We start from the raw sequence: 22,308 nt of genomic DNA on the forward strand, positions 1-22,308 counted from the left end.
CGACATGGATCACAACGGCTACCTCGACCACCGCGACATGATCGTGGTCGCGTCGGCGCTGTGCGCCCGGCTCGGGCTCTCGGGGCAGGGCGCACAGCGGGTCGCGGACGCGTACGAGCGGGTCTGGCAGTACGCCGTCCACAACATCGGCACCGACCCAGAGGGCCGCATCAGCAGGGAGTCCTACATCGGCTACGCGCTGGCCCCGGAGCTCGACCGCGCCGAGTTCGTGGCCAACGTGGTCAGGCCGATCACCGACGCCCTCTGGGACGCGCTCGACGACGACGGTGACGACCGGCTCGACCGGGCCGAGTTCCTGCGCCTGTGGTCGGCGTACGACGTGGCGGGGGCGGCGTCACGGGCGTCCTTCGATCGGCTGCGCGGCAACAAGGTGGCGCACGTGTCGAAGGACGGGTTCGCCCAGGCGATGTACGACTTCTACTACAGCTCCGCCACCGCCGCCCCCATACTCGGCTGAAGCCCCTTACCCCACCGACCGGGCCTGGTCGATGAGCTGGACCAGCTCCGTCACCATCGGGTCCTCGGTAGCCGGCGCCAGCCGGGCGGCCTGCTCCTTGAGCTCGGGCAGGTCCATGCCGAACGCCTTGCGGTCCCGCAGGTAGACCGCGAACGCGGCCACCACCACGTCCACCTGGAACCGGACCGGCGCCTTGTCCAGCGACGCGGCCAGCTCGTCGGCCCGCAGCGACTTGCTCGCCTCGGAGGCGGACCGGGTGTCGGGGTCCTGCCAGCGCACGGTGGCCTGGGCGAGCTGCCCGTCGGCGCCCGGCTTGAGCCGCAGCGAGTAGAGCGCGGTCACCGAGTGGCCGGGGCCGATCTCGCCGCCGTCCTGGGTGTCGTCGCGGAAGTCCTCCGTGTTCAGCGCGCGGTTCTCGTACCCGATGAGCTGGTAGCTCTCCACCACCGACGGGTTGAAGACCACCTGGGCCTTGGCGTCGCGCGCCCGCAGCTCGATGTTCGCGGGCAGTTGCGTGGTGAAGACCTTGTCGGCCTCCTCCTGGCTGCTGACGTACACGGCCATGCCGTCGCCGTTGTCGGCGAGCTGCTCCATCAGCTCGTCGCCGTAGTCGCGGCCGACGCCGACGGTGAGCAGCGTGACCTGCTTGCCCGCGTACTCCTTGACCTGGTCGAGGATGGTACGCCACTCGGTGGAGCCCTGGTTGGCCAGGCCGTCGGAGAGCAGGATGACCCGGTTGGTGGCGGCGGGACGGAACGCCTTGGACGCCTCCTGGTAGCCGGTGACGAGCCCGGCCGAGAGGTTCGTGCCGCCCGAGACGGTCAGCTCGTTCACCGCGTCGCGCAGCTCCTGCCGCGCTGTCAGCGGGGTCATCGACGCCAGCACCTCGGCGTCGTCGCTGAACGACACGATCGACACCTGGTCGCCGGGCGCGAGCTGATCGAGCAGTTTGAGCAGGGCCGACTTGACCAGGTCCAGCCGCCCGGTCTCGGCCATCGAGCCGGACACGTCCACGACGAACGTGAGGTTGGCGGGCCGCCGCGCCGCCGCGTCCGATCCGCGTGTCTGCAGGCCCACGCGCAGGATCGCCTGGTCGCGCTCCGGCAGCTTCGCGCCGTCCACGTGCACCGCGAAGCCGTCGTCCGACGGCGGCGCGTAGTCCTGCCGGAACGCGTTGATCCACTCCTCCGGGCGAATCTCGCCGGGCGCGGGCCAGCGGCCTCCCCGGAGGGTCTGCCGGGCGTAACCGTACGAGGCCGTGTCCACGTCGAGGGCGAACGTGGAGATCTGGGCCGTGGTCGTGTCCTCCTCGCCGTTCGTCTTGGCGGGTGACGCGGACGGGCGGACCGGGGCCGGTTCCGCGTTCGCCGGAGCCTTCGCCGCGCGTTCACCGCTGCTCGAGCTTCCGGAGCCGCCTCCGCACGCAGAGAGGGCGAGCAGCGCAACAATGCCGATTCCCGCCACTAAAGGGCGAAATTTCATTGCAACCACCTCCATGCCCTACGACGGAACTTGATCTGCCCAGGCCGAGCCGGTGACGTAAGCGAGCACAAACCGCGATCGACGCGTGATCAGTCGTGACAGCCGCGACAGCTGGGGTGACCAGGAGTACGTCCCGGCCATCGGGCTGTGGCCCTAGCGTGACAATGCCGCGTCCTCGACCCGCACCCGTACGGTGAGCAGCACCGCGTTGGCGGCGGCGAAGGCCGTCGCGGTGAGCCAGGCCGAGTGCACCAGCGGCAGCGCGAGGCCCTCGGCGACCACGGCCACGTAGTTGGGGTGCCGCAGCCACCGGTACGGCCCCCGGTGCACCAGCGGCATTCCCGGCACCACGACCACGCGGGTGTTCCACTGCCTGCCCAGCGTGCCGACGCACCACCAGCGCAGCCCCTGGGCCAGGACGACGACCGCCAGCATCGGCCAGCCCAGCCACGGGACGAAGGGCCGGCCGAGCAGCCACACCTCGGCGGGCGCCGCCGCGAGGAGCGCCGCGTGGGCCAGGACGATCCAGGGGTAGTGCCGCCGGCCGTACTCGACGCCGCCCCTGGACCTGGCCCAGGCCAGGTTGCGGCGGGCCACCGCCAGCTCGGCCAGCCGCTCCAGCGCGACCAGCCCGATCAGGACGAGGTACGCGCTCACCAGTGCAGCAGCAACAGCTCGGCGGAGAATCCCGGCCCCAGCGCGAGGAGCACGGCGGGCGTGTCCGGCCGGCCCCGCGTCTCCTGGAGCACGTGGAGCACCGAGACCGAGGACAGATTGCCGTGCTCGCGCAGCGACCGCCAGGTCACGTCGAGCGCCTTGGGAGGCAGGTCGAGGGTCCGCGCGATCGTCTCGATGACCTTGGGGCCGCCGGGATGGCAGACCCAGGTGGCGACCTGCCCGGGGGTCAGGCCGTAGTCCGCCAGGAACGCCTTGATGTCACCGGCCAGCACCTGCTCCACGAACGTGGTCAGGTCCGGGTCCAGCACGATCCGGAACCCGTGCGGCCCGACCTCCCAGCCCATGAGGTGCTCGGTGTCCGGATAGAGCCGGCTGCGGGTGGCGACGACCTCGGGGCCCTGGCCGCGCCCGGTCGCCACGACGGCCGCCGCGCCGTCCCCGAACAGCGCGCTGGCCACCAGGTTCGCGACCGAGGTGTCGTCCCGCTGGATCGTCAGCGAGCACAGCTCCACGCACACCAGCATCGCGACGTGGTCGGGCCAGCCGCGCAGGTAGTCGTGCAGGCGCGACAGCCCCGACGCCCCCGCCGCGCACCCGAGGCCGAACACGGGCACCCGCTTGACGTCCGGCCGCAGCCCCACGCGCTGGGCCAGCCGGGCGTCGAGCGAGGGCGTGGCGATGCCGGTGGTCGAGCAGAGCAGCAGGTGATCGACCCGCTCCGGGCGCACGCCGGCCTTGTTCAGGGCACCCTTGACGGCCTGTTCGGTCAGGTCGAGGGCTGTTTCGAGGTAGATGTCGTTCGCGCGGGCGAAGGAGTCGAGCTTGGTGTAGTCGGCCAGCGGGAGCGCGAGATTGCGGCCCTCCACGCCGGCCGCCGCATGGAATCGGCGCAGCAGCTCCTCGTCGCAGTCGGTCAGCCGGGAGAACGCCTCGGTGATCTCCACCTGCGCGTAGCGATGATCCGGCAAAACGGTCTGCACAGCCGATATATGCATATACCTCTCTTGCCGCTGAAAGGCTGGGGCTAACATGCGAGGCATGCTCCTGCCGTATCCCTCCAGGCCGCACCGGGTGGCCGTGCTGGCGTTCGACGGCATGGCGCCGTTCGAGCTCGGCTGCGTCGTGGAGTTCTTCGGGCTGGCCCGGCCCGAGCTGGACCTCCCGTGGTACTCGCTCGCGGTGTGCGCGGAGACGCCGGAGCCGCTGCGGGTGGTGGGCGGGTTCACCATGCAGGCGGCGCACGGGCTGGACGTGCTGGCCGAGGCCGACACGGTGATCGTGCCCGGGGTGGCGGACGTGCGCGGAGAGGTCTCCGGCGCGCTCGTGTCCGCGCTGCGGCTCGCGCACTCGCGCGGCGCGCGCCTGGTGTCGATCTGCTCGGGCGCGTTCGCGCTGGCGGCGGCCGGGCTGCTGGACGGGCGCGAGGCCACCACCCACTGGAAGTACGCCGAGCTGCTCCAGGAGCGTTTCCCGCTCGTCCGGGTCAACCCCTCGGTCCTGTACGTGGACGGCGGCGACGTGCTGACCAGCGCGGGCAGCGCGGCGGGCCTCGACCTGCTGGTCCACCTCGTACGCGGCGACCACGGGCCGAACGTGGCCAACTCCGTGGCCCGCCGCCTGGTCATACCGCCGCACCGGGAGGGCGGTCAGGCGCAGTTCATCCAGGCCGCCGTGACACCGGTGGCGGACGACGGCGGGGTGGCCAGGGCGATGTCGTGGGCCCTGGAGCATCTGGCCGGGCCGATCGCCGTGGCGGATCTGGCCAGGGTGGCGCACATGTCGGAGCGCTCGTTCATCAGGCACTTCAAGCGGCAGACCGGCACCAGCCCGCTGCGGTGGGTGATCTCGCAGCGGGTGGCGGCCAGCCTGCCGATGCTGGAGTCCACCGGGGCGCCGGTGGAGGAGATCGGGGCGGCGGTCGGTTTCGAGAGCGCGGTGACGTTCCGGCACCACTTCACGCGGGCCATGCGGACGTCGCCGTCGGCGTACCGGCGGGCCTTCAGCGCGTGACCCTCAGGTCGTGAGCCTCCACAGGGAGGTGACCTCGGCGGCGCGGGCCTCGTGCAGCGGGTCCTGCTCGTCCTTCGGCCGGTGGTGCCGGGGCGGGACGTCCAGGCGCCCGGCCACGCGCAGCCCCGCCCGCTCGAACGCGGCCGACAGGTCGGCCCTGGTGCGCAGGCCAAGGTGCTCGGCCAGGTCGGAGAGGATGAGCCAGCCTTCGCCGCCCGGCTCCAGATGCCCGGCGAGACCGTCGAGGAACCCGTTCAGCATCCGCCCGCCGGGATCGTAGACGGCCTGGTCGAGGGGCGAGACCGGCTTGGCGGGCAACCACGGCGGGTTGCACACGACCAGCGGCGCCCGGCCGGGCGGGAAGAGGTCGGCGCGCACGACCTCCACCCGGTCGTCCAGCCCGAGGCGGGCGAGGTTGTCCTCGGCGCACTCGACGGAGCTCCGGTCGAGGTCGGTGGCCACGACCCGGTGCACGCCCCGCCTGGCCAGCACGGCGGCCAGCACGCCGGTGCCGGTGCCGATGTCGAAGGCCAGCCGGTGGTCCTCCGGCAGCGGCGCCCGCGCGACCAGGTCGACGTACTCGCCCCTGATCGGCGAGAACACGCCATGGTACGGGTGGATGCGGGCCTCGAGCGCGGGGACGTAGACGCCCTTGTGCCGCCATTCGTGGGCCCCGATCAGGCCGAGCAGCTCGCGCAGCTGGCCGACCGCCGGCGGGGCCTCGGCGCCGTACACCTCGGCGCACGCCTCGCGCACGTCCGGCGCCCTGCGCAGCGGCACCACGTGGTCCTCCGCGAACGGGACGAGCAGCATGCCCAGCGTGCGGGCGCGCTGGGAGCGGGCCTGGCGGTAGCGGTGGAACCCGGCGCCGGGGGCGGCGGGCTTGCACCGGCGCCCCATGGCCGCCAGCAGCTGGCGAGCGTTCTGGAAGTCGCCCTGCCAGAGCAGCGCGGTGCCCTCGCAGGCCAGCCGGTAAGCGGTGTCGGCCGTCATCCGGTCGTCGGCGGTGACCACCCGCCTGGGTGGCGGCGCGCCCAGCGCGGAACGCCAGATCGCCGACCGTTCCTGCCCTGCCTCGGTCCAGTGGATCATCAGAACCCGACCGTTTCACATGCCGCGCCCGCGCGGCCACCCATTTACGGCAACAGGCCGTCCACCAGGGCGCGCAGCCCCCGGGCGTAGGTGTCCTGCGCGGTCAACTCCTCCCACCGTACGCCCACCGCGCTGATCAGCGGGAACTCTTCGGGATCCAGCTCGGCGAACACCCGCTCCCGATACGTCGGCCCCCCTTCCGCCCGCCGCTTCCCGGCCGCCGCCCGGGAGCCGAGCTCCCCCGCCGTGTAGTGCCAGATGATCCGGTACGCGTCCACGGCCCGCTCGACCGACAGCCCGGCGCGTACGGCGGCGTCGACGATCTTCTCCGGATACCAGAGCGCGCCGACCGAGAGCAGGTCGTCGGCCCTGAGCACGTCCACGATCCACGGACAGCCGGACAGCCCGTCGCGCATGGCAGTGGCCACGGCCACCACGCGCTCGCGCGGCTCGTCCGGCAGCTCGGGCCTGGGCATGCCGGCGGCGTAGTCGTCGAGGAGGAGCAGGAGCAGCTCCTCCTTGTCGCGTACGTGGTGGTACAGCGCCATCGCCGTGCTGCCGACCTCCTTGGCGAGCCTGCGCATGGTGAGGCCGCCGACTCCGTCCTCCTCGATGACGCGGTGAGCGGCGGCCACGATCTCCGCCCGGGAGATCCTGGGCGGCCTTCCTGTACGTGCGGGCATCCTGCCATGCTACTTTCTATACATGTACGAAAACTCGGCGCGGCTCGTCGCCTGGGGTGACGAGCTGATCAAGCTGCACGACGGTTTCCGGCGCGACCTGGCCAACCTGCGCTCGTCGCGCGGAACGGACCTGCGTACGCACTGCCTGGCGTTCTGCGACGCCCTCCACGCCCACCACGAGGGAGAGGACGGCGCGCTCTTCCCCCACCTCGCGGGCGAGCACCCCGAGCTGGCACAGGCGCTGGAGCGCCTACGGGCGGAGCACGTGGTGGTGGCGCGGCTCATGGAGCGCATCCGCGTCCTGCTGGACGAGGACGGCGACGGCGTGGCGGCCGAGCTCGACCGCCTGGCCCGCGAGCTGGAGGCGCACCTGGACTACGAGGAGGAGCAGCTGGTGCCCATCCTGAACACGATGGAGACCCTCCCGGACGAGGTCTGACCCGGACTATCCGGCGCGCAGGGCGTCGAGGCTCAGCGTGAAGTGGCGGCGCCACCGCTCGGGATCGGCCTCCGCCACCCGCGAGCTGGCCATCATGAAGAACGCCAGGTCGATCGGCCCGACGTCCGCCCGCAGCGCCTCCGCCCGCTGGGCCCGCTCGACCAGCCGGACGATCAACCGGTTGACCTCGGACTCGTCGCTCCGGTGCGCCAGGCACACCAGCTCGGTGAAGGCCCGGTCCCTGGCCTGAAGCTCGCACGTGCGCCTCCACGAGGTCGTCCTCGGCGACCTGGCCACCGTCAAGGCGGCGATCAGCACGCTCTGACGGTCATTTTTCGCGTTCGGCGGTGACGAGCTCGCGGGTGGCCGGAGCGACCTCGGCCGCGAACAGCTCCACCACCGAGGGGTCGTCCGCCATCAGGATGAACGTGCTGACACCGTGGTCCAGGGCGAGGCCGGCGAGCTCTTCCGCCCACTGGTCCGGCGGCCCGTCGAGCAGGCCGCGGCTGGAGCTCGCGAAGCGGCCCGAGAGGTTCAGCAGCCGGCGTACGTCGGCGGGCGAGCGGCCGGCGGACAGCGCGGCCTCGTCGATGTGCTTGTTCCCCTCCGTGAGGTCCCCGGGGCCGCCCTGCAGGTAGGACAGCGACGGCAGCCAGCCGTCGGCGGCGCGGCCGGTCAGCTTGAGCATCTTCGGCTTGTAGGCGCCGAGCCAGACCCCGATGTCATGGGCCGGGGCGGGGCCGCGTTTGGCGCCTTTGACCTGGTAGTACTCTCCGTCCACCCGGACGCCGCCCGGCTCGTCGGCCGCCCAGATCTCGCGGAAGATCCGGATCGCCTCCTCCAGCGCGTCAACGGCCTGGCCGGGGGACAGCCGCCGGCCGCCCATGGCCTCGATGGCGTCCCAGAACCCGCCCGCGCCGATGCCCAGCTCGAAGCGGCCGCCGCTGAGCAGGTCCAGGCTGGCCGCGCTGCGGGCCAGCACGGCCGGGTGCCGCAGCGGCAGGTTGAGCACGTTGCCGCTGAGCCGGACGCGCTCGGTGCGGGCGGCGACGTAGGACAGCAGGGTCCAGGTGTCGAGGAACTTCGGCTGGTACGGATGATCCTGGAACGTCACCAGGTCCAGGCCGGCGCGGTCGGCCGCCACGGCCACCTCCACCGCGTGGGTGGCGGGCTGCGCCGTGGGGGTGACGAACGCGCCGAACAGCAGGTCGTGCCCGTAGTCGGTCATCTATGACTCCTCAGGTCGGATGTTGAAGTTGTCGCGGAAGACGTTGTCCGGGTCGTACCGTGCCTTGAGCTCGCGCAACCGCCGCAGGGTGCCCGGAGGGAACGCGTCGCCCAGCCGCTCGGGCCGCCCGTCGGTCTCGAAGCTGAGGTAGAGGCCGTTGACGTACGGCTCCAGCCGGGCCCACTCCTTGTCCACCCGCTGCCGGTTCGCCCCGAACGCGATGACCGAGAAGTTGGCGGAGCGGTGGGCGTAGGCGGTGGCGTCGGCAGGGACGTCGGCCACCGCGCCGCCGACCGAGCGGATCTGGAAGAAGTAGACCGCGCCGCTGTGGATCAGCCGCGCCGCGGCGGCGGCGAACTCCGGGGTGATGTGCTCGACCAGCCCGGAGCGGGTGACCGGCTCCCCCTGGCCGTTGTGGCCGTCGCCGGCCGCGTTGGCCATGACGGCGGCGTACGAGGTGATCACGACCTGCTGGTCGAGCAGCGGGGCGATGTCCGCCATCGGCTGGAGCCGGTCGATGACGGTCTCCGGCACGCCCGCGTTGACCATGGCCATCACGTGCCCGGTCGCCGGACGTCCGGCGCGCGGCGGGCTCACGATGAGGAAGCTCGTGAGGTCGCGCGGGGCCGCCTCCTGGACCGCGCCCCACCTCTCGAGGAAGGTAGCCGTGTCCCTGGCGTCCATGACGAGCTGCGCCCACCCGACGTCGCCGACCTCGTCCACCTCGAACTCGAACGCCGTGACGACGCCGAAGTTCGCGCCCGCGCCGCGTACCGCCCAGAACAGGTCCGCGTTCTCCGCCTCGCTCGCCCGCACCACCGAGCCGTCGGCGAGCACCATCTCGACGGCGCGCAGGTGGTCGATGGTCAGGCCGTGGTCGCGGGCCAGGAACCCGAGGCCGCCGGCGGTGGCCAGGCCGCCGACGCCGACCCCGCCGTAGTCGCCGGAGCTGAGCGCCCACCCGTACGGCTCCAGGGCCGCGGCGACGTCCGTCCAGCGCGCGCCGGGCCCGATCCTGACCAGGCGGTTCGCCCGGTCGAGCACCTCGATGGAGTTCAGCCCGGACACGTCGACGACGATGCCGCCGTCATTGGTGGAGCGGCCGCTGATCCCGTGCCCGCCGCTGCGCACCCCCAACGGCAGGTGCGGGTGGGCCCGCGCGAACGCCAGCGCCTCGGCCACCTGGCCGGCGTCGCGCGGCCGGATGACCAGCCCCGGCGCCCCGCCCCGCAGGTAGGTCGACCTGACCCGCGAATACCCCGGGTCGCCCGGCTCGATCACCGGGAGGGACGCGGGCACCAGGTCATAGTCGATCCCGGCTCGCCGCACGGCGCGCACGGAGGCGCGGCGCAGCTGACGGCCGGTCGGTCCCACGGCCTCGCGCAGCGCGGGCGCCACCTCCAGGGCGAACCGTTCGACGGCCTCAGGGTCGTCCGACCTGAGGATGAACGTCCCGATCCCGTCCTCGACGGCCAGCGGGAGCAGGTCTTCCACGCGGGACCGCGCCGGGACGTTGACCAGCCGGCGGATCTCCCGGGGATCGCGCCCGGCCGCCACCGCGGCCTCGTCGATGAGCTTGTTCCCGGCCCTGATCCGGTCCGGCCCGCACTCGTCGAGGGACACCAGCCAGCCGTCCGCCCGCTCCCCCACCAGCCGCAGCGAGCCCGCGTCGTCCGCGCCCAGCCAGATCGGCACGTCGTGCGCGGCCGGCGGCCCCGGCTGCGCGCCCCCGAGCCGGTAGTGCTCGCCGTCGAACCGCAGCGGCCCGCCGTCCTCGTCCCACATGCCGCGGATCACGTCGATCGCCTCGCCGGCCCCCTCAGCGGCGCCCAGCGCGAGCGACAGCCGGCCGCCGGACAGCAGGTCGAGGCTGACCGCCGCGCGGGCGAGCACGGCGGGCGGGCGCAGCGCGAGGTCCAGGACGTTGGCCGACAGGCCCACCCGCGAGGTCCGTCCGGCCACCCACGACAGAAGCGTCCACGTGTCGAACGTGTCCGGATGATCCGGAAAGGTGACCAGGTCGTACCCCAGTTCCTCACTCCGGACCGCCAGCGACACGGCCTCGGCTCCGGGGGTGATGAACGTGCCGAACGTCAGTGGATGGCCGTAGTTCATCCGAGCCCTCTCACACAATTAGGTTGATGCATCAACCATACTAGACTGTCGTCATGTCCACGCTCTCCACCCGCCAGGCGGCCCAGTGGGCCAGCTATCAGCGCATGCGCGTGCAGCTCACCGGGCGGATCAACCGGGAGCTCGCCGGGGCCACCGGCCTGTCGGAGGCCGACTACGAGATCCTCGCCCACCTCACCGAGTCGCCCGAGGAGTCGATGCGGGCGCTGGCGCTGCGGTGCGGGCTGGCATGGGAGAAGAGCCGCCTGTCCCACCAGTTGCGGCGCATGGAGCAGCGCGGGCTGGTCACGCGCGCCGAGTGCGAGGAGGACAACCGGGGGTCGGTCATCCGGGTCACCGAGGAGGGCCGCCGGCTCGCCGCCGAGGCCAGGCTCCACCACGAGAGGGCCGTACGGCGCTACGTCGTCGACGTGCTGACCCCGGCCCAACTGGAGGCGCTGGGCGCCATCGCCGAGACCGTGCTGGGGCAGCTCACGGAGGAGGAGCACCAGGCATAGGACGATTGTCATGCCGAGGTCAGGATCGATGGCACCGGTCAACGCCGCGAAATCGCCGGACCATCGAGGCATGAGAAGAATCCTCCTGGCCCTGGGGCTGGCCCTGCTCTCCCCGCTCGTCGCGGAGTTCCTGCTCGGCGACTTCCCCCTGACGTACCTGTACTTCCTGCTCCTGCTCGCCCCCACCTACGGCGGCGCCACGGTGGTCATCCGGGAGGTGGCCAGGAGGAAAGGGCTCGGGTGGCCGAGCATCGTGCTCATGGCCCTCGCCTACGGCGTGTTCGAGGAGGGCATCATGACGATGTCGCTCTTCAACCCCGACTACGCCGGGCAGCGGCTGCTCGACCCCGGCTACATCTCCGCGCTCGGGATCGGGGTGCCGTGGACGCTGTTCGTGCTGGCCCTGCACACGGTGTGGAGCGTGAGCGTGCCCATCGCGGTCATGGAGGAGCTGGCCGGCGAGCGGCGGACCACCCCGTGGCTGGGCAGGGCCGGTCTCAGCGTGGCGGCGGCGCTGGCCGTGCTGGGAGCCGCGTCGACCACGCTGTTCTCCTACCAGAACGGGCACTTCCTCGCGTCCGTGCCGCAGCTCGTGTCCATCGTGGTGATCGTGGTCCTGCTGGTGGTGGCGGCCTTCCGGCTGCCGCGCCCGGGCCGGGCCCCAGAGTGGGCCACAGGGCGGGCGCCGTCACCGTGGCTGGTGCTCGGGGTGGCGCTGGTCGCCGGGCTGGTGTTCGAGCTACAGACGGTGATCCAGGGGCTGCCCGTCTGGCTGACCATCGCCGGGCTCGTCGCGGCCGAGGCGGGCATCGCCTGGGCGGCGCTCACCTGGTCGGCGCGCGAGGGGTGGGACGGCAGGCACCGGATGGCGCTGGCCGGCGGGGCGCTGCTGACCTACGCCTGGCACGCGTTCTTCTCCCACCCGCTGGTGCCGTCGTCCCTCGGGCTCGACCTCGCCAGCCACCTGGTGTTCGGGCTGGGAGCGGTGGCGCTGCTGGTCGTGGCGCTTCAGAGGGTGAAGTCGAATGTGTAGGAGTGCGAGCCGTCAGGGGCGATGATGATGTCCATCTCGCCCCTGAGCCCCCGCAACTCCCCCGTCGCCGAGTCGGGGACGACCGAGATTCTCAGCGACCGCTCGCCGCGGTCGCTGACCGCGTTGTGCTGCACGACGAAGGCCCCCGCGAGGCCGTCGAGGGTGCCCTCGATGCGCTCCAGCGCCACGTACGACCTCGAGTCCTCGACCTGCGTCGAGGCCGTCAGCAGGTGGACGACGCTGGTGGCCGTCAGGTCCCCGTGGAAGGTCTTGGACATGGTCACGAGCCCGATCGAGACGCCGTCACGCTCCACGAACGGTGCTTTGGCGTCCCAGCCTGCGGTGTCGAAGGTTCCCTTGGCGGTCATGGCTCCATCGTGCCGGTCATACCTGTCAGGTCCCGTCAGGTACCGGTGAGGCGTTCCACCACGGGCGCGAACTCGTCCAGGTACTGGGCGTTCACCGACACGTACGAGACGCCGAGCCGGTCGCGGCGCCTGCGCAGCGTGTCCGCCATCTCGTCCGCGGTGCCCAGCAGGACGCCGGTGCCGCCGGCCGGGACGTTCAGCCACGAGGGCGGCTCGGCACCGGCGGCCGCGAGGTTCATGCTGAGCTCCAGGTCGTGGAAGCGGTCGCCGGCCAGCTCGTACAGCTCGTCCAGCTTCGCCGCCACCTGATCCTCCGTGTAGTGCGGCGGCAGCCCGAGCGCCACGGTGTCGGCCTGCTGGGCGGCGAGCTTGAGGAGCCTGGTCCCGGACGCGGCGACCAGGACGCGTACGTCCTTGACCGCTTCGATCGTCCGGGCGACGCGCTCGATGCGCTGGCCGGGCGTGCCGTACCCGACGCCGAGCGCCGCGGCGTCCCGCTCCGCGTCCGGGCGTCCGGCGCCCAGACCGAGCTCGAAGCGCCCGTCGGTGAGCGCGTGCAGGGTGGCGGTCTCCCACGCCACGGCCTCGGGAGTCCGGTTGGCGGCGCTCAGCACGAACGTGCCGACGCGCAGGGTCGTCGTGGCCGTCGCGGCCACGGCGGCGGCGACGAAGGGCGACAGCGTGCCGAGCGTGTCGGGGACCAGCAGCGTCGAGTAGCCGAGGCTCTCCGCCCTGCGGGCCAGGCCGGTCCACGCGCCGGCGTCGGTGGCATGTCCGGCGACCGCGCCGAACCTGAACGGGTGATCGGTCATGCCACCAACGATCGCGGATCCGCGCCGCGGCGACATCGTCCCCCGGACCGGTGGTCTCCTACATCCGGGGGCGCACGCCCGCGCGAGAGTGCTACTCCTGCAGCAGTATCCGCGTGAAGTCGTTGGCGAACTTGCCCTCGGGGTCGAGCCGCCGCGCCAGCGAGCGGAACTCGCCGGGGCACTCGGGCCGGCGGGTGAACAGCTTGCCCCAGTGCGGCCTGGGCGCGAACGGCGCCAGTGTCTCCTCCACCAGCTCCAGCACCGGCAGCACCGCGGCCACGTCCCTGATCCAGGTGAAGTGGATGCCGACGCTGTCGCGACCGCGGAAGGGGCTCAGCCACAGGTCGTCGGGCGCGATCGAGCGCACCTCGGAGATCTGCAGGACGGGCCGGATCCGGTCACCGATCGCGTACAGCTCGCGCAGCGCCTTGACCGCGTGCTCCCGGGGCAGGATGAGCTCCGACTGCAGCTCGTTGCCCGCGCCGCTCGGCTCGGCGTCCGGACGGAAGTGCGGCAGCCGCTCGTGCCACGGCCCGGGCACGCCGAGCTGGACCGTGCAGTTCTCCGCCGACATCGCGGGCAGGGGGTGGCGGGGGCCGTCGGCCGGGGTGGTGCCGTGCCAGTCGGCGTCGGTCAGCTCCTCGGTGCTCTTCAGCCAGACGCGGGTGTCGCGCCAGTCGGTGAAGAGGCTGACGCTGTAGGCGGCGGACATGATCCGGTCGAAGTCCGCGAGCGCGGCCACGGTCAGGCCCTCGCGTACGTACTGGCGCAGCTCGAAGGCCGGCACCAGGTCGAGGGTCAGCGAGGTGACGACGCCGAGCGCGCCGAGGGCCACCACCGCGCCGGGGAAGTCGGCGTCGCCGCGGGAGAGCGTGAGCACGGAGCCGTCGGCGGTGACGAGGTCGAGCGAGGACACGGCCGAGGCCAGGCCGGGGATGGCGTCGCCGGAGCCGTGCGTGCCGGTCGCGACCGAGCCGGCCACGGAGATGTGCGGCAGCGAGGCCATGTTCGCCAGCGCGAACCCGGCCCGGTGCACCTGCGGCGCGAGCCGCGCGTACGTCATGCGCGCGGGCACCCGCACCGTGGCCGCCGCGCTGTCGATCTCCACCGCGTCCGGCATCCGGTCGAGCACGACGAGGTCGCCGTCGGTGTCCGCGACGTCGTTGAACGAGTGGCCGCTCCCCAGCGCCCGCACGCGGGAGCCGGCCGAGACGAGCCGCTGGAGCTCGTCGAGCGAGGTCGGGTGATGGACATCTTGCGCCCGAAATGCGGTGTTTCCCGCCCAATTGGTCAGCGTCACGGCATTACCTTCCCACAAACCACCTTGTCAGCCCCGCCCGGGTGCCGCTAGCTTCGGGAGCCGCTGACGGAGGTGTGCCGTGCTCTACCTGTCCGAGGCTGTCGGCCTTGTCACGCTCGTGCTCTGGCTCTACTGCCTCTTCGACGCGATCACCACGCCCGACGTGCTCTGCAGGAACCTGCCGAAGATCGTCTGGGTGGTCGTCGTGCTGCTGTTCCCGCTGATCGGCTCCATCGCCTGGCTGGTGGCGGGCCGACCGGACCGGTCGCAGGCGGCCACCCGGCCGAACGCGTTCCCCGAGTACGACCGCCCGGGCCGCTTCGCCGCCGGCAACCCGGACGACGACGAGGAGTTCCTGCGCCGCTGCCGCGAACGCGCCGAGGAGCAGCGCAGGAACGCCCCCAAGAAACCGCCCGAGGACTAGAAGCCCTGGGCCAGGCGGTAGTACGCCTGGTTCCAGCGGATCTCCTTGGTGAACCGCTCGGTCGTCGTGTCGGCGTCGATGATCAGCAGCTCCACACCGAGCATGTCGGCCAGGTCGGTCAGCTCCGCGCGGCCGATCGCCGTGGAGAGCACCGTGTGGTGCGGCGCGCCCGCCGTGAGCCACGACTCCGTGGACGTACGCAGGTTGGGGCGGGGGTTCCAGACCGCGCGGGCGACCGGCAGCTTGGGCAGCGGCTGGGGCGGGGCCACGAGGTCGATCTCGTTGGCCACCAGCCGGAACCGGTCACCCATGTCGGCCAGGCCCACCACGATGCCGGGGCCGGGCTCGGCGTCGAACACGAGCCGGACCGGGTCCTCCCGGTTGCCGATGCCCAGCGGGTGGATCTCGCACGACGGCGTGCCGGAGGCGATCGAGGGGCAGACCTCCAGCATGTGCGCGCCCAGGATGAGCTCCTGGCCGGGCGACAGGTCGTAGGTGTAGTCCTCCATGAACGAGGTGCCGCCGGGCGCCATGGACTTCAGGGTGCGCAGGAGGACCGAGGTCTTCCAGTCGCCCTCGCCGCCGAAGCCGTACCCGTCGGCCATGAGCCGCTGCACGGCCAGTCCCGGGAGCTGGCGCAGGCCGCCGAGGTCCTCGAAGTTCGTGGTGAACGCCTTGAAGCCGCCCGCCTCCAGGAAGCCGCGCAGGCCCAGCTCGATCCTGGCCGCGTAACGCAGCGACTCGTTGCGCTCGCCGAGCAGCTCGGGAGCGACGGTGTACTGCTCGGCGTACTCCTTGACCAGCGCCGTCACGTCCGCGTCCGAGGCCGCGTCCACGGCCTCCACCAGGTCGTTCACGCCGTACGTGTTGACCGAGACGCCGAAGCGGAGCTGCGCCTCCACCTTGTCGCCCTCGGTGACCGCCACGTCGCGCATGTTGTCGCCGAAGCGGGCCAGCTTCAGCGTGCGCACCTCGGCCAGGCCCTTGGCGGCCCGCACCCAGGTCAGGATGCGCTCGCCCACGGACGGGTCACTGACGTGCCCGGCCACCGTTTTGCGCGGCACGCCCAGCCGCGTCTGCACGAACCCGAACTCGCGGTCGCCGTGCGCGGCCTGGTTGAGGTTCATGAAGTCCATGTCGATGGTGCTCCACGGGAGCTCCACGTTGGCCTGCGTGTGCAGGTGCAGCAGCGGCTTGCGCAGCGCGTCGAGCCCCGAGATCCACATCTTGGCCGGGGAGAAGGTGTGCATCCACGCGATCACGCCGGCGCACGAGTCGTCGGCGTTGGCCTCCAGCATCACGCGCCTGATCGCCGCCGCGTCGGTGAGCACGGGCTTCCACTCGACGGGCATGGGCAGCTGCTCGGCGATCCGCTGAGACTGCTCGGCCACCTGGCGCAGCGTGTCCTCGCCGTACAGCCCCTGGCTGCCGGTCAGAAACCAGATCTTCAACGCGGGCTCCTCTGTCCGTAGACGTTCTGATAGCGGTCGTACAGGCGGTCGATGTCGTCCTGCGGGATCGGCAGCGGCTCGCCGAGCTGCCTGGCCACGTGGACGGTGCGGGCCACGTCCTCGCACATGACGGCGGCCTTCACGGCCGCCTTCGGGTCCTTGCCGATGCTGAACACGCCGTGGTTCTGCATGAGGACGGCCTTGGAGCGGTGACCCTTGAGCGTCTCGACGATGCCCTGGCCGATCGAGTCGTCGCCGATCAGCGCGAACGGGCCGAGAGGGATCTCGCCGCCGAACTCGTCGGCCATCGCGGTCAGCACGCAGGGGATGGCCTCGCCGCGCGCCGCCCAGGCGGAGGCGTAGGTGGAGTGGGTGTGCACGACGCCGCCGACGTCGGGCATGTTGCGGTAGACGTACGCGTGCGCGGCGGTGTCGCTGGACGGCGAGTGCTCACCCTCCACGAGGTTGCCGTCGAGGTCGCACACGACCATGTTCTCCGGGGTCAGCTCGTCGTACGAGACCCCGGACGGCTTGATGACGAACAGGTCCTCGCCCGGGACCCGGCCCGAGACGTTGCCCGCGGTCCAGACGACCAGGTTGTAGCGGACCAGCTCCGCGTGCAGGTCGGCGACGGTCTTCCTCGTTGTCATGCCTGGGCCTCGTTCCTGATCGCGCGGAGGGTGTGCAGCATCTTCCCGTCCCCGAAGAAGTCGTGGAGCCTGTGGTACTCGGCGTAGAGCCGGTCGTAGGCGTCGGCACTGGCCTCGTCGGGCACGTACGCGGCCTCGGTGCGCTTGCCCATGGCCGCGGCGGCCTCCTGGATGCCCGGGTAGGCACCGGCGGCGACGGCCGCGTGGATGGCCGAGCCGAGCGCGGGGCCCTGGTCGGAGCCGATGACCGACAGCGGGCGGCGCAGCACGTCGGCGTAGACCTGCATGAGGAAGCGGTTCTTCAGCAGGCCGCCGGCGACCACGAACTCCTCGACCGGCACGCCCGACTTCTCGAACGTCTCCACGATCATCCGGGCGCCGAACGCGGTGGACTCGATGAGCGCCCGGTAGACGTCCTCGGGCTTGGTGGCCAGCGTCTGGCCGATGATCACGCCGGAGAGGTTGTGGTCCACGAGCACCGAGCGGTTGCCGCCGAACCAGTCGAGCGCGACCAGCCCATGCTCGCCGACCGCCTGCTTCTCGGCCAGCGCGGTGAGGCTCTCGTGGTCGAGGTCGCCCCCGAAGTTGTCCACGAACCAGGCGAAGATGTCGCCGACCGCGGACTGGCCGGCCTCGTAGCCCCAGAGGCCGGGCACGATGCCGTCGCGTACGACGCCGCACATGCCGGGCACTTCGGCGAGCTGGTCGCTGGGCATGATGTGGCAGGTGGAGGTGCCCATGATGGCCACCATCTGGCCGGGCCCGACGGCGTCGGCGGCGGCCGAGGTGACGTGCGCGTCCACGTTGCCGACGGCCACGGCCGCGCCCTCGGACAGGCCGGTCCACTGCGCGGCCTGCGCGGTCAGGCGCCCGGCGAGGCCGCCGAGGGGGGCCAGCGTGGTGCCGTTGACCTGGTCGCCGACCTGACCGGTGGCGAGCTTGCTCGCGAACCCGGCGAATCCGGGGTTGAGCTCGGCGAGGAACTCCTCGGACGGGTAGGAGCCGTCCTGGAAGATCCCCTTGTATCCCACAGTGCAGATGTTGCGGCTCTCGACGCCGGTGAGCTGCCAGATGATCCAGTCGGCGGCCTCGATCCAGCGCTCGGCCCTGGCGTACACCTCGGGGGCCTCCTCCAGGACCTGCAGGCCCTTGGCGAACTCCCACTCCGAGGAGATCTTGCCCCCGTAGCGCGGCAGCCAGCTCTCCCCCCGGCGCGCGGCCAGCTCGTTGATCCGGTCGGCGTGCGACTGCGCGGCGTGGTGCTTCCACAGCTTCGGCCACGCGTGCGGCTCGGACGGGGTCTCGACGCACAGCGGCGTGCCGTCCGCCGTCGTGGGCAGCACGGTGCAGGCGGTGAAGTCGGTGCCGATGCCGATGATCTGCTCGGGCGCGACGCCCGAGGCGGCGACCGCCTGGGGTACGGCGATCTTCAGCACGTCGATCCAGTCCTGCGGCGACTGCAGCGCCCAGTCCGGGCCCAGCCTCTCGTCGGATCCCGGCAGGCTGTGCTCGATGACGCGGTGGGCGTACTCGTGGACGGCGCTGCCCAGCTCCGCGCCGTCACTCACGCGGACGACGACGGCACGCCCCGAGAGCGTGCCGAAGTCGACTCCGACCACGTAACTGTTAGCGTTCACATTCCACTCCAGGGGATTTTTTCTGTGGCCTGCACATCATCTACCGCCGAGCCGAGGTACTCGACCTCACGACGAAGCTGGGAGGGACGACCAGGCGCTCGTACGCGGTGGGCCCGGCGTCGATCTGGCGCAGCAGCACCTCGATGCAGTGCCTGCCCACCACGTCGAAGTCCTGCCTGACCGTGGTGAGCGGCGGCGAGAAGAACTCCGACTCGGGGATGTCGTCGAAGCCCACCACACTGATCTGGTCGGGCACCCGCACGCCCGCCTCGCTGAGCGCGCGCAGCACGCCGAGCGCCATCTGGTCGTTGCCGGCGAACACGGCCGTGACGCCCTCCATCGCCGCCAGGCTCTTGCCGGCCTCGTAACCCGCGCGCGGGCTCCAGTCACCGGCCAGCGGCTCGGGCACCGGCCGGCCCGCCTCCTCCAGGGCCGCGCGCCAGCCCTCGATCCGGCCCTCGGTCTCCAGCCAGTCGGGGGCGCCGCTGACATGCCAGACGGTCTCGTGACCCAGCTCCAGAAGGTGGCGGGTGGCGAGCCTGGCGCCCTGGACCTGGTCGATGCAGACCACCGACACGTCGGCGGCGTGAGTGCCCTCGACCGCAACCGCCGGCATGCCGCTCGGCAGGTTCTCCAGTGCGCGCCCGGCCGAGCGCTGCGGCGCGACCACCACGACCCCGTCCACGCCCTGCTCGGCGAGGTAGTCGATGGCGTCGCGCACGCTGGCCGCGTCGATGGACTTCAGGCTGACGATGCTCACGAAGTAGCCCGCGGTCCTGGCCGCCTGCTCGATGCCGTAGATCGTGCTGGCCGGGCCGTACAGCGTGGTGTCGAAGCTCACCACGCCGAGCGTCCTCGACCGCTTGGTGACCAGGGCGCGGGCGACCAGGTTACGTCGGTAGCCCAGCCGGGTGATCGCCTCCTCCACCCGGGCGCGGGTGTCCGCCCGGACGTTCGGGTGGTCGTTGAGCACCCGGGAGACCGTCTGGTGCGACACGCCCGCCTCCTTGGCCACATCGGCCATGACCGGCAGGCGGCGCTTGGGGGTCGTCACGGTCTCTCCTTTCGCTGGGCTCAGGGGATCTTACTAACGCGCGGCACCTGCCCTGCGCTTGGTCCACACGTCGAACGCGACGGCCGCCAGGAGGACCGCTCCCTTGACGAGCATGACCCGCTCGCTGGGCGAGCCGATCAGGGACATACCGTTGTTGATGACCGCCATGATCAGACCGCCGGTGATGGCGCCGACCACCTTGCCGACACCGCCCTGGACGGCCGCGCCGCCGATGAAGGCCGCGGCGATGGCGTCCAGCTCGAAGCTGTTACCGGCGGTGGGACCCGCCTGGTTGAGCCGGCCGGCGAAGATGATGCCGGCGATGGCCGACAGCACGCCCATGTTGACGAAGATCCAGAAGACCACCGACTTGACCTTCACGCCGGACATGACGGCCGCCTGGAGGTTGCCGCCGATGGCGTAGATCTGCCGGCCGAAGACCGTGCGGTTGGCCATCAGCGAGTAGCCGAGCACGAGCACCGCCAGCAGCACCAGCACCCACGGGAGGTTCTTGAAGCGGGCGAGCTGCACGACCAGGAAGAGGATCAGCGCGGCCCCCGCCGCCAGCTTCAGCACGAACAGCGCCATCGGCTCCACGGCCTGCCCGTAGCCCTGGCGCGCGTTGCGGGTGCGCCACTGGGAGACCGCCATGCCGGCGATGGCCACGACGCCGATCAGCAGGCTGAACAGGTCGGCGCCGCCGAGCGGGCCGAGGCCGACGTTCTTGAGGTAACCGTTGGTGAAGCCGTTGGCCAGCGTGCGGACCTGGTCGGGGAACGGGCCGATGCCCTGGTTGCCCAGCACGGTCAGGGTCAGCGCCCTGAACAGCAGCATGCCGGCCAGCGTCACGATGAACGCCGGGATGCCGAAGTACGCGATCCAGTAGCCCTGCCATGCCCCGATCAGCGCCCCGGCCACCAGCGTGACGAGCAGGGCCAGCGGCCAGGGCCAGCCCATGTTCACCATGAGCACGGCCGCCAGCGCTCCCGTGACCGCCACCACCGAGCCGACCGACAGGTCGATGTGCCCGGCGATGATGATCAGGATCATGCCGATCGCGAGGATCAGGACGTAGGAGTTCTGGACGATGATGTTGGAGATGTTCTGCGGCGTGAGCATCGCGCCGTCGGTCAGCACCGAGAACAGCACGACGATCAGCGCGAAGGCGATGTAGATGCCGCTGGATCGCAGGTTGAGCGACACTCCGCCGAGCGACACCCTGCCCGGCTGCCGTGGAGCTCCTCCGTCGCCCTTGGCGCCGACCTCCACGTCGGTGGGCGTGATGCTACTCATTTTTCCTGTCCCTTGGTCATCAGGTACATGAGGTGTTCCTGGGTGGCCTCCTGGCGCGGCACCTCGCCGGTGATCCGGCCCTCGGAGAGGGTGTAGACGCGGTCGCACAGACCGAGCAGCTCGGGCAGCTCAGAGGAGATCACGAGCACGGCCTTGCCCTGGTCGGCCAGCCGGTTGATGATCGTGTAGATCTCGTACTTGGCGCCGACGTCGATGCCTCTGGTGGGCTCGTCGAGGATGAGCACGTCCGGCTCGGTCAGGATCCACTTGGAGAGCACGACCTTCTGCTGGTTGCCGCCGCTCAGCTTGCCCACGATGCTGTTGACGGTGGGCGCCTTGATGTTCATGCTCTTGTGGAACTGCTCGGCGACCTTGTACTCCTCGTTCTCGTTGACCCAGCCGCGCTTGGACAGCCCGGTGAGCCCGGCCGCCGAGATGTTGCGCTTGATGTCCTCGATGAGGTTGAGGCCGTACCGCTTGCGGTCCTCGGTGGCGTAGGCGATGCCGTGCTTGATCGCGTCCTGCACGTTGCGGATCTCGATCGGCTTGCCGTCCTTGAAGATCTTGCCGGAGATGTGCACCCCGTACGCGCGCCCGAACACGCTCATCGCCAGCTCGGTGCGCCCGGCGCCCATCAGCCCCGCGAGGCCGACGATCTCGCCCCGGCGCAGCGTGAGGGCGGCGCCGTCGACCACCTTCCGGCCCGGCTGGCTGGGGCTGTAGACCGTCCAGTCCTCGATGCGCAGCACCTCGTCGCCGATGGTCGGCTCGTGCGGCGGGAAGCGGTTGTCGAGCGCCCGGCCGACCATGCCGGCGATGATGCGGTCCTCGGTGACGGCGTCGGTGGCCATGTCGAGGGTCTCGATCGTCTGCCCGTCGCGGATGATCGTGACGGAGTCGGCGATGGCGGTGACCTCGTTCAGCTTGTGAGAGATGATCACGCAGGTGATGCCCTCGTCCCGCAGGCCGCGCAGCAGGTCGAGCAGGTGGGCCGAGTCGTCGTCGTTGAGGGCGGCGGTCGGCTCGTCGAGGATGAGCAGCTTCACCTCCTTCGAGAGCGCCTTGGCGATCTCGACGAGCTGCTGCTTGCCCACGCCGATGTCGGCGATCGGCGTCGTCGGGTTCTCACGCAGGCCGACCCGCTTCATCAGCTCGCCGGCCTCGTAGTTGGTGCGGTTCCAGTCGATGAAGCCGCGCTTGGCGCGCTCGTTGCCGAGGAAGATGTTCTCGGCGATCGACAGCTGGGGGCTGAGCGCCAGCTCCTGGTGGATGATCACGATGCCGGCGTGCTCGCTGTCGCGGATGCCGCCGAACTCGACCGTCCTGCCCTCGAAGGTGATCTCGCCCTCGTACTCGCCGTGCGGGTAGACCCCGGAAAGCACCTTCATCAGCGTCGACTTGCCGGCGCCGTTCTCGCCGCAGATGGCGTGGATCTCGCCCCGCCGGACGGACAGGTTGACGTTCTGCAGCGCCTTGACGCCGGGGAAGGTCTTGGTGATCCCGCTCATCCGCAAGATGTGCTCGGTCATATTTCCCTCGCTCAGAGAGGAAGCCCCGGGGACCCCT

The 22,308-nt window shown here is 71.3% G+C and carries 22 protein-coding genes and 1 pseudogene; 6 read left to right on the forward strand and 17 right to left on the reverse strand.

Going from position 1 to position 22,308, the window contains the following annotated elements; all coding sequences use genetic code 11:
• Window positions 1-4 precede the first annotated feature (4 nt).
• On the forward strand, window positions 5-478 hold the full coding sequence (locus ACWEPL_RS39200) for a hypothetical protein (protein WP_350741768.1): 474 nt from the start codon (window positions 5-7) through the stop codon (window positions 476-478).
• Between the two features lie 6 nt (window positions 479-484).
• Here ACWEPL_RS39200 and ACWEPL_RS39205 read toward each other — a convergent pair whose 3' ends face one another.
• The 3 genes from ACWEPL_RS39205 to ACWEPL_RS39215 form a co-directional block, all read right to left on the reverse strand.
• The gene (locus ACWEPL_RS39205) at window positions 485-1,960 is read right to left on the reverse strand and encodes a YfbK domain-containing protein (protein ID WP_452439145.1); all 1,476 of its coding nucleotides are present in this window, start codon (window positions 1,958-1,960) and stop codon (window positions 485-487) included.
• 153 nt (window positions 1,961-2,113) lie between these two features.
• On the reverse strand, window positions 2,114-2,617 hold the full coding sequence (locus ACWEPL_RS39210) for an isoprenylcysteine carboxyl methyltransferase family protein (RefSeq protein ID WP_452439146.1): 504 nt from the start codon (window positions 2,615-2,617) through the stop codon (window positions 2,114-2,116).
• Window positions 2,614-3,678 (reverse strand): type III polyketide synthase, encoded by a 1,065-nt coding sequence (locus ACWEPL_RS39215; RefSeq protein WP_363966407.1) that lies wholly within the window; start codon window positions 3,676-3,678, stop codon window positions 2,614-2,616. Before ACWEPL_RS39215 ends, ACWEPL_RS39210 begins: the two co-directional genes overlap by 4 nt.
• Between ACWEPL_RS39215 and ACWEPL_RS39220 the strand changes: the two genes are divergently transcribed.
• Window positions 3,677-4,648 carry a helix-turn-helix domain-containing protein gene (locus ACWEPL_RS39220; RefSeq protein WP_363966408.1) on the forward strand — a complete coding sequence of 324 codons (972 nt, stop codon included), beginning with the start codon at window positions 3,677-3,679 and terminating at the stop codon, window positions 4,646-4,648. The two genes, ACWEPL_RS39215 and ACWEPL_RS39220, sit on opposite strands and share 2 nt — an antisense overlap.
• Before the next feature lie 3 nt (window positions 4,649-4,651).
• Here ACWEPL_RS39220 and ACWEPL_RS39225 read toward each other — a convergent pair whose 3' ends face one another.
• Together ACWEPL_RS39225 and ACWEPL_RS39230 are read right to left on the reverse strand one after the other, a co-directional pair.
• Window positions 4,652-5,740 (reverse strand): class I SAM-dependent methyltransferase, encoded by a 1,089-nt coding sequence (locus ACWEPL_RS39225; RefSeq protein ID WP_363966410.1) that lies wholly within the window; start codon window positions 5,738-5,740, stop codon window positions 4,652-4,654.
• Window positions 5,741-5,784: 44 nt separating this feature from the next.
• On the reverse strand, window positions 5,785-6,423 hold the full coding sequence (locus tag ACWEPL_RS39230) for a TetR/AcrR family transcriptional regulator (protein ID WP_363966412.1): 639 nt from the start codon (window positions 6,421-6,423) through the stop codon (window positions 5,785-5,787).
• Window positions 6,424-6,445: 22 nt separating this feature from the next.
• On the opposite strand from ACWEPL_RS39230, the gene ACWEPL_RS39235 reads away from it, so the two are divergent.
• Window positions 6,446-6,862 carry a hemerythrin domain-containing protein gene (locus ACWEPL_RS39235; protein WP_355204815.1) on the forward strand — a complete coding sequence of 139 codons (417 nt, stop codon included), beginning with the start codon at window positions 6,446-6,448 and terminating at the stop codon, window positions 6,860-6,862.
• 6 nt (window positions 6,863-6,868) lie between these two features.
• Here ACWEPL_RS39235 and ACWEPL_RS39240 read toward each other — a convergent pair whose 3' ends face one another.
• The 3 genes and pseudogenes from ACWEPL_RS39240 to ACWEPL_RS39250 all read right to left on the reverse strand — a co-directional run bounded on the left by ACWEPL_RS39240 (window position 6,869) and on the right by ACWEPL_RS39250 (window position 10,205).
• On the reverse strand, window positions 6,869-7,180 hold the full coding sequence (locus ACWEPL_RS39240) for an SbtR family transcriptional regulator (RefSeq protein WP_452439147.1): 312 nt from the start codon (window positions 7,178-7,180) through the stop codon (window positions 6,869-6,871).
• 19 nt (window positions 7,181-7,199) lie between these two features.
• Window positions 7,200-8,090, reverse strand: a pseudogene (locus tag ACWEPL_RS39245) (LLM class flavin-dependent oxidoreductase); the annotation flags it as partial.
• A complete protein-coding gene (locus ACWEPL_RS39250; protein ID WP_452439148.1) occupies window positions 8,091-10,205 on the reverse strand; it encodes an LLM class flavin-dependent oxidoreductase in 2,115 nt (704 codons plus the stop codon).
• A 53-nt stretch (window positions 10,206-10,258) separates the two neighbouring features.
• Here ACWEPL_RS39250 and ACWEPL_RS39255 point away from each other — a divergent pair, with 53 nt between their 5' ends.
• Window positions 10,259-10,720 carry a MarR family winged helix-turn-helix transcriptional regulator gene (locus ACWEPL_RS39255; RefSeq protein WP_452439149.1) on the forward strand — a complete coding sequence of 154 codons (462 nt, stop codon included), beginning with the start codon at window positions 10,259-10,261 and terminating at the stop codon, window positions 10,718-10,720.
• 70 nt (window positions 10,721-10,790) lie between these two features.
• Complete coding sequence (locus ACWEPL_RS39260) at window positions 10,791-11,753, forward strand: hypothetical protein (RefSeq protein ID WP_452439150.1); 963 nt, start codon at window positions 10,791-10,793, stop codon at window positions 11,751-11,753.
• Here ACWEPL_RS39260 and ACWEPL_RS39265 read toward each other — a convergent pair.
• The 3 genes from ACWEPL_RS39265 to ACWEPL_RS39275 form a co-directional block, all read right to left on the reverse strand.
• A complete protein-coding gene (locus tag ACWEPL_RS39265; protein WP_350741746.1) occupies window positions 11,729-12,121 on the reverse strand; it encodes a DUF3224 domain-containing protein in 393 nt (130 codons plus the stop codon). The two genes, ACWEPL_RS39260 and ACWEPL_RS39265, sit on opposite strands and share 25 nt — an antisense overlap.
• A gap of 35 nt (window positions 12,122-12,156) precedes the next feature.
• On the reverse strand, window positions 12,157-12,933 hold the full coding sequence (locus tag ACWEPL_RS39270) for an LLM class flavin-dependent oxidoreductase (protein WP_449902067.1): 777 nt from the start codon (window positions 12,931-12,933) through the stop codon (window positions 12,157-12,159).
• A 91-nt stretch (window positions 12,934-13,024) separates the two neighbouring features.
• On the reverse strand, window positions 13,025-14,233 hold the full coding sequence (locus ACWEPL_RS39275; protein WP_452439151.1) for an FAD-binding protein: 1,209 nt from the start codon (window positions 14,231-14,233) through the stop codon (window positions 13,025-13,027).
• Window positions 14,234-14,312: 79 nt separating this feature from the next.
• On the opposite strand from ACWEPL_RS39275, the gene ACWEPL_RS39280 reads away from it, so the two are divergent.
• Window positions 14,313-14,657 (forward strand): PLD nuclease N-terminal domain-containing protein, encoded by a 345-nt coding sequence (locus ACWEPL_RS39280; protein WP_363966426.1) that lies wholly within the window; start codon window positions 14,313-14,315, stop codon window positions 14,655-14,657.
• Here ACWEPL_RS39280 and araA read toward each other — a convergent pair.
• The 6 genes from araA to mmsA form a co-directional block, all read right to left on the reverse strand.
• Entirely contained in the window at window positions 14,654-16,108 is a 1,455-nt protein-coding gene (gene araA / locus ACWEPL_RS39285) for an L-arabinose isomerase (RefSeq protein WP_363966427.1), read from the reverse strand. The genes ACWEPL_RS39280 and araA overlap by 4 nt on opposite strands.
• Window positions 16,105-16,758 (reverse strand): L-ribulose-5-phosphate 4-epimerase, encoded by a 654-nt coding sequence (locus tag ACWEPL_RS39290; protein WP_452439152.1) that lies wholly within the window; start codon window positions 16,756-16,758, stop codon window positions 16,105-16,107. The genes araA and ACWEPL_RS39290 overlap by 4 nt, the downstream gene beginning before the upstream one ends.
• Entirely contained in the window at window positions 16,755-18,377 is a 1,623-nt protein-coding gene (gene araB, locus ACWEPL_RS39295) for a ribulokinase (protein ID WP_363966628.1), read from the reverse strand. The genes ACWEPL_RS39290 and araB overlap by 4 nt, the downstream gene beginning before the upstream one ends.
• Before the next feature lie 58 nt (window positions 18,378-18,435).
• Window positions 18,436-19,419 carry a LacI family DNA-binding transcriptional regulator gene (locus ACWEPL_RS39300; RefSeq protein WP_350741823.1) on the reverse strand — a complete coding sequence of 328 codons (984 nt, stop codon included), beginning with the start codon at window positions 19,417-19,419 and terminating at the stop codon, window positions 18,436-18,438.
• A 63-nt stretch (window positions 19,420-19,482) separates the two neighbouring features.
• Window positions 19,483-20,742, reverse strand: a complete 1,260-nt coding sequence (gene mmsB, locus ACWEPL_RS39305) for a multiple monosaccharide ABC transporter permease (protein WP_363966430.1) — start codon at window positions 20,740-20,742, stop codon at window positions 19,483-19,485.
• On the reverse strand, window positions 20,739-22,271 hold the full coding sequence (gene mmsA, locus ACWEPL_RS39310; RefSeq protein ID WP_363966432.1) for a multiple monosaccharide ABC transporter ATP-binding protein: 1,533 nt from the start codon (window positions 22,269-22,271) through the stop codon (window positions 20,739-20,741). Before mmsA ends, mmsB begins: the two co-directional genes overlap by 4 nt.
• Between the last annotated feature and the right edge of the window lie 37 nt (window positions 22,272-22,308).

The organism is Nonomuraea sp. NPDC004186, assembly GCF_053603495.1.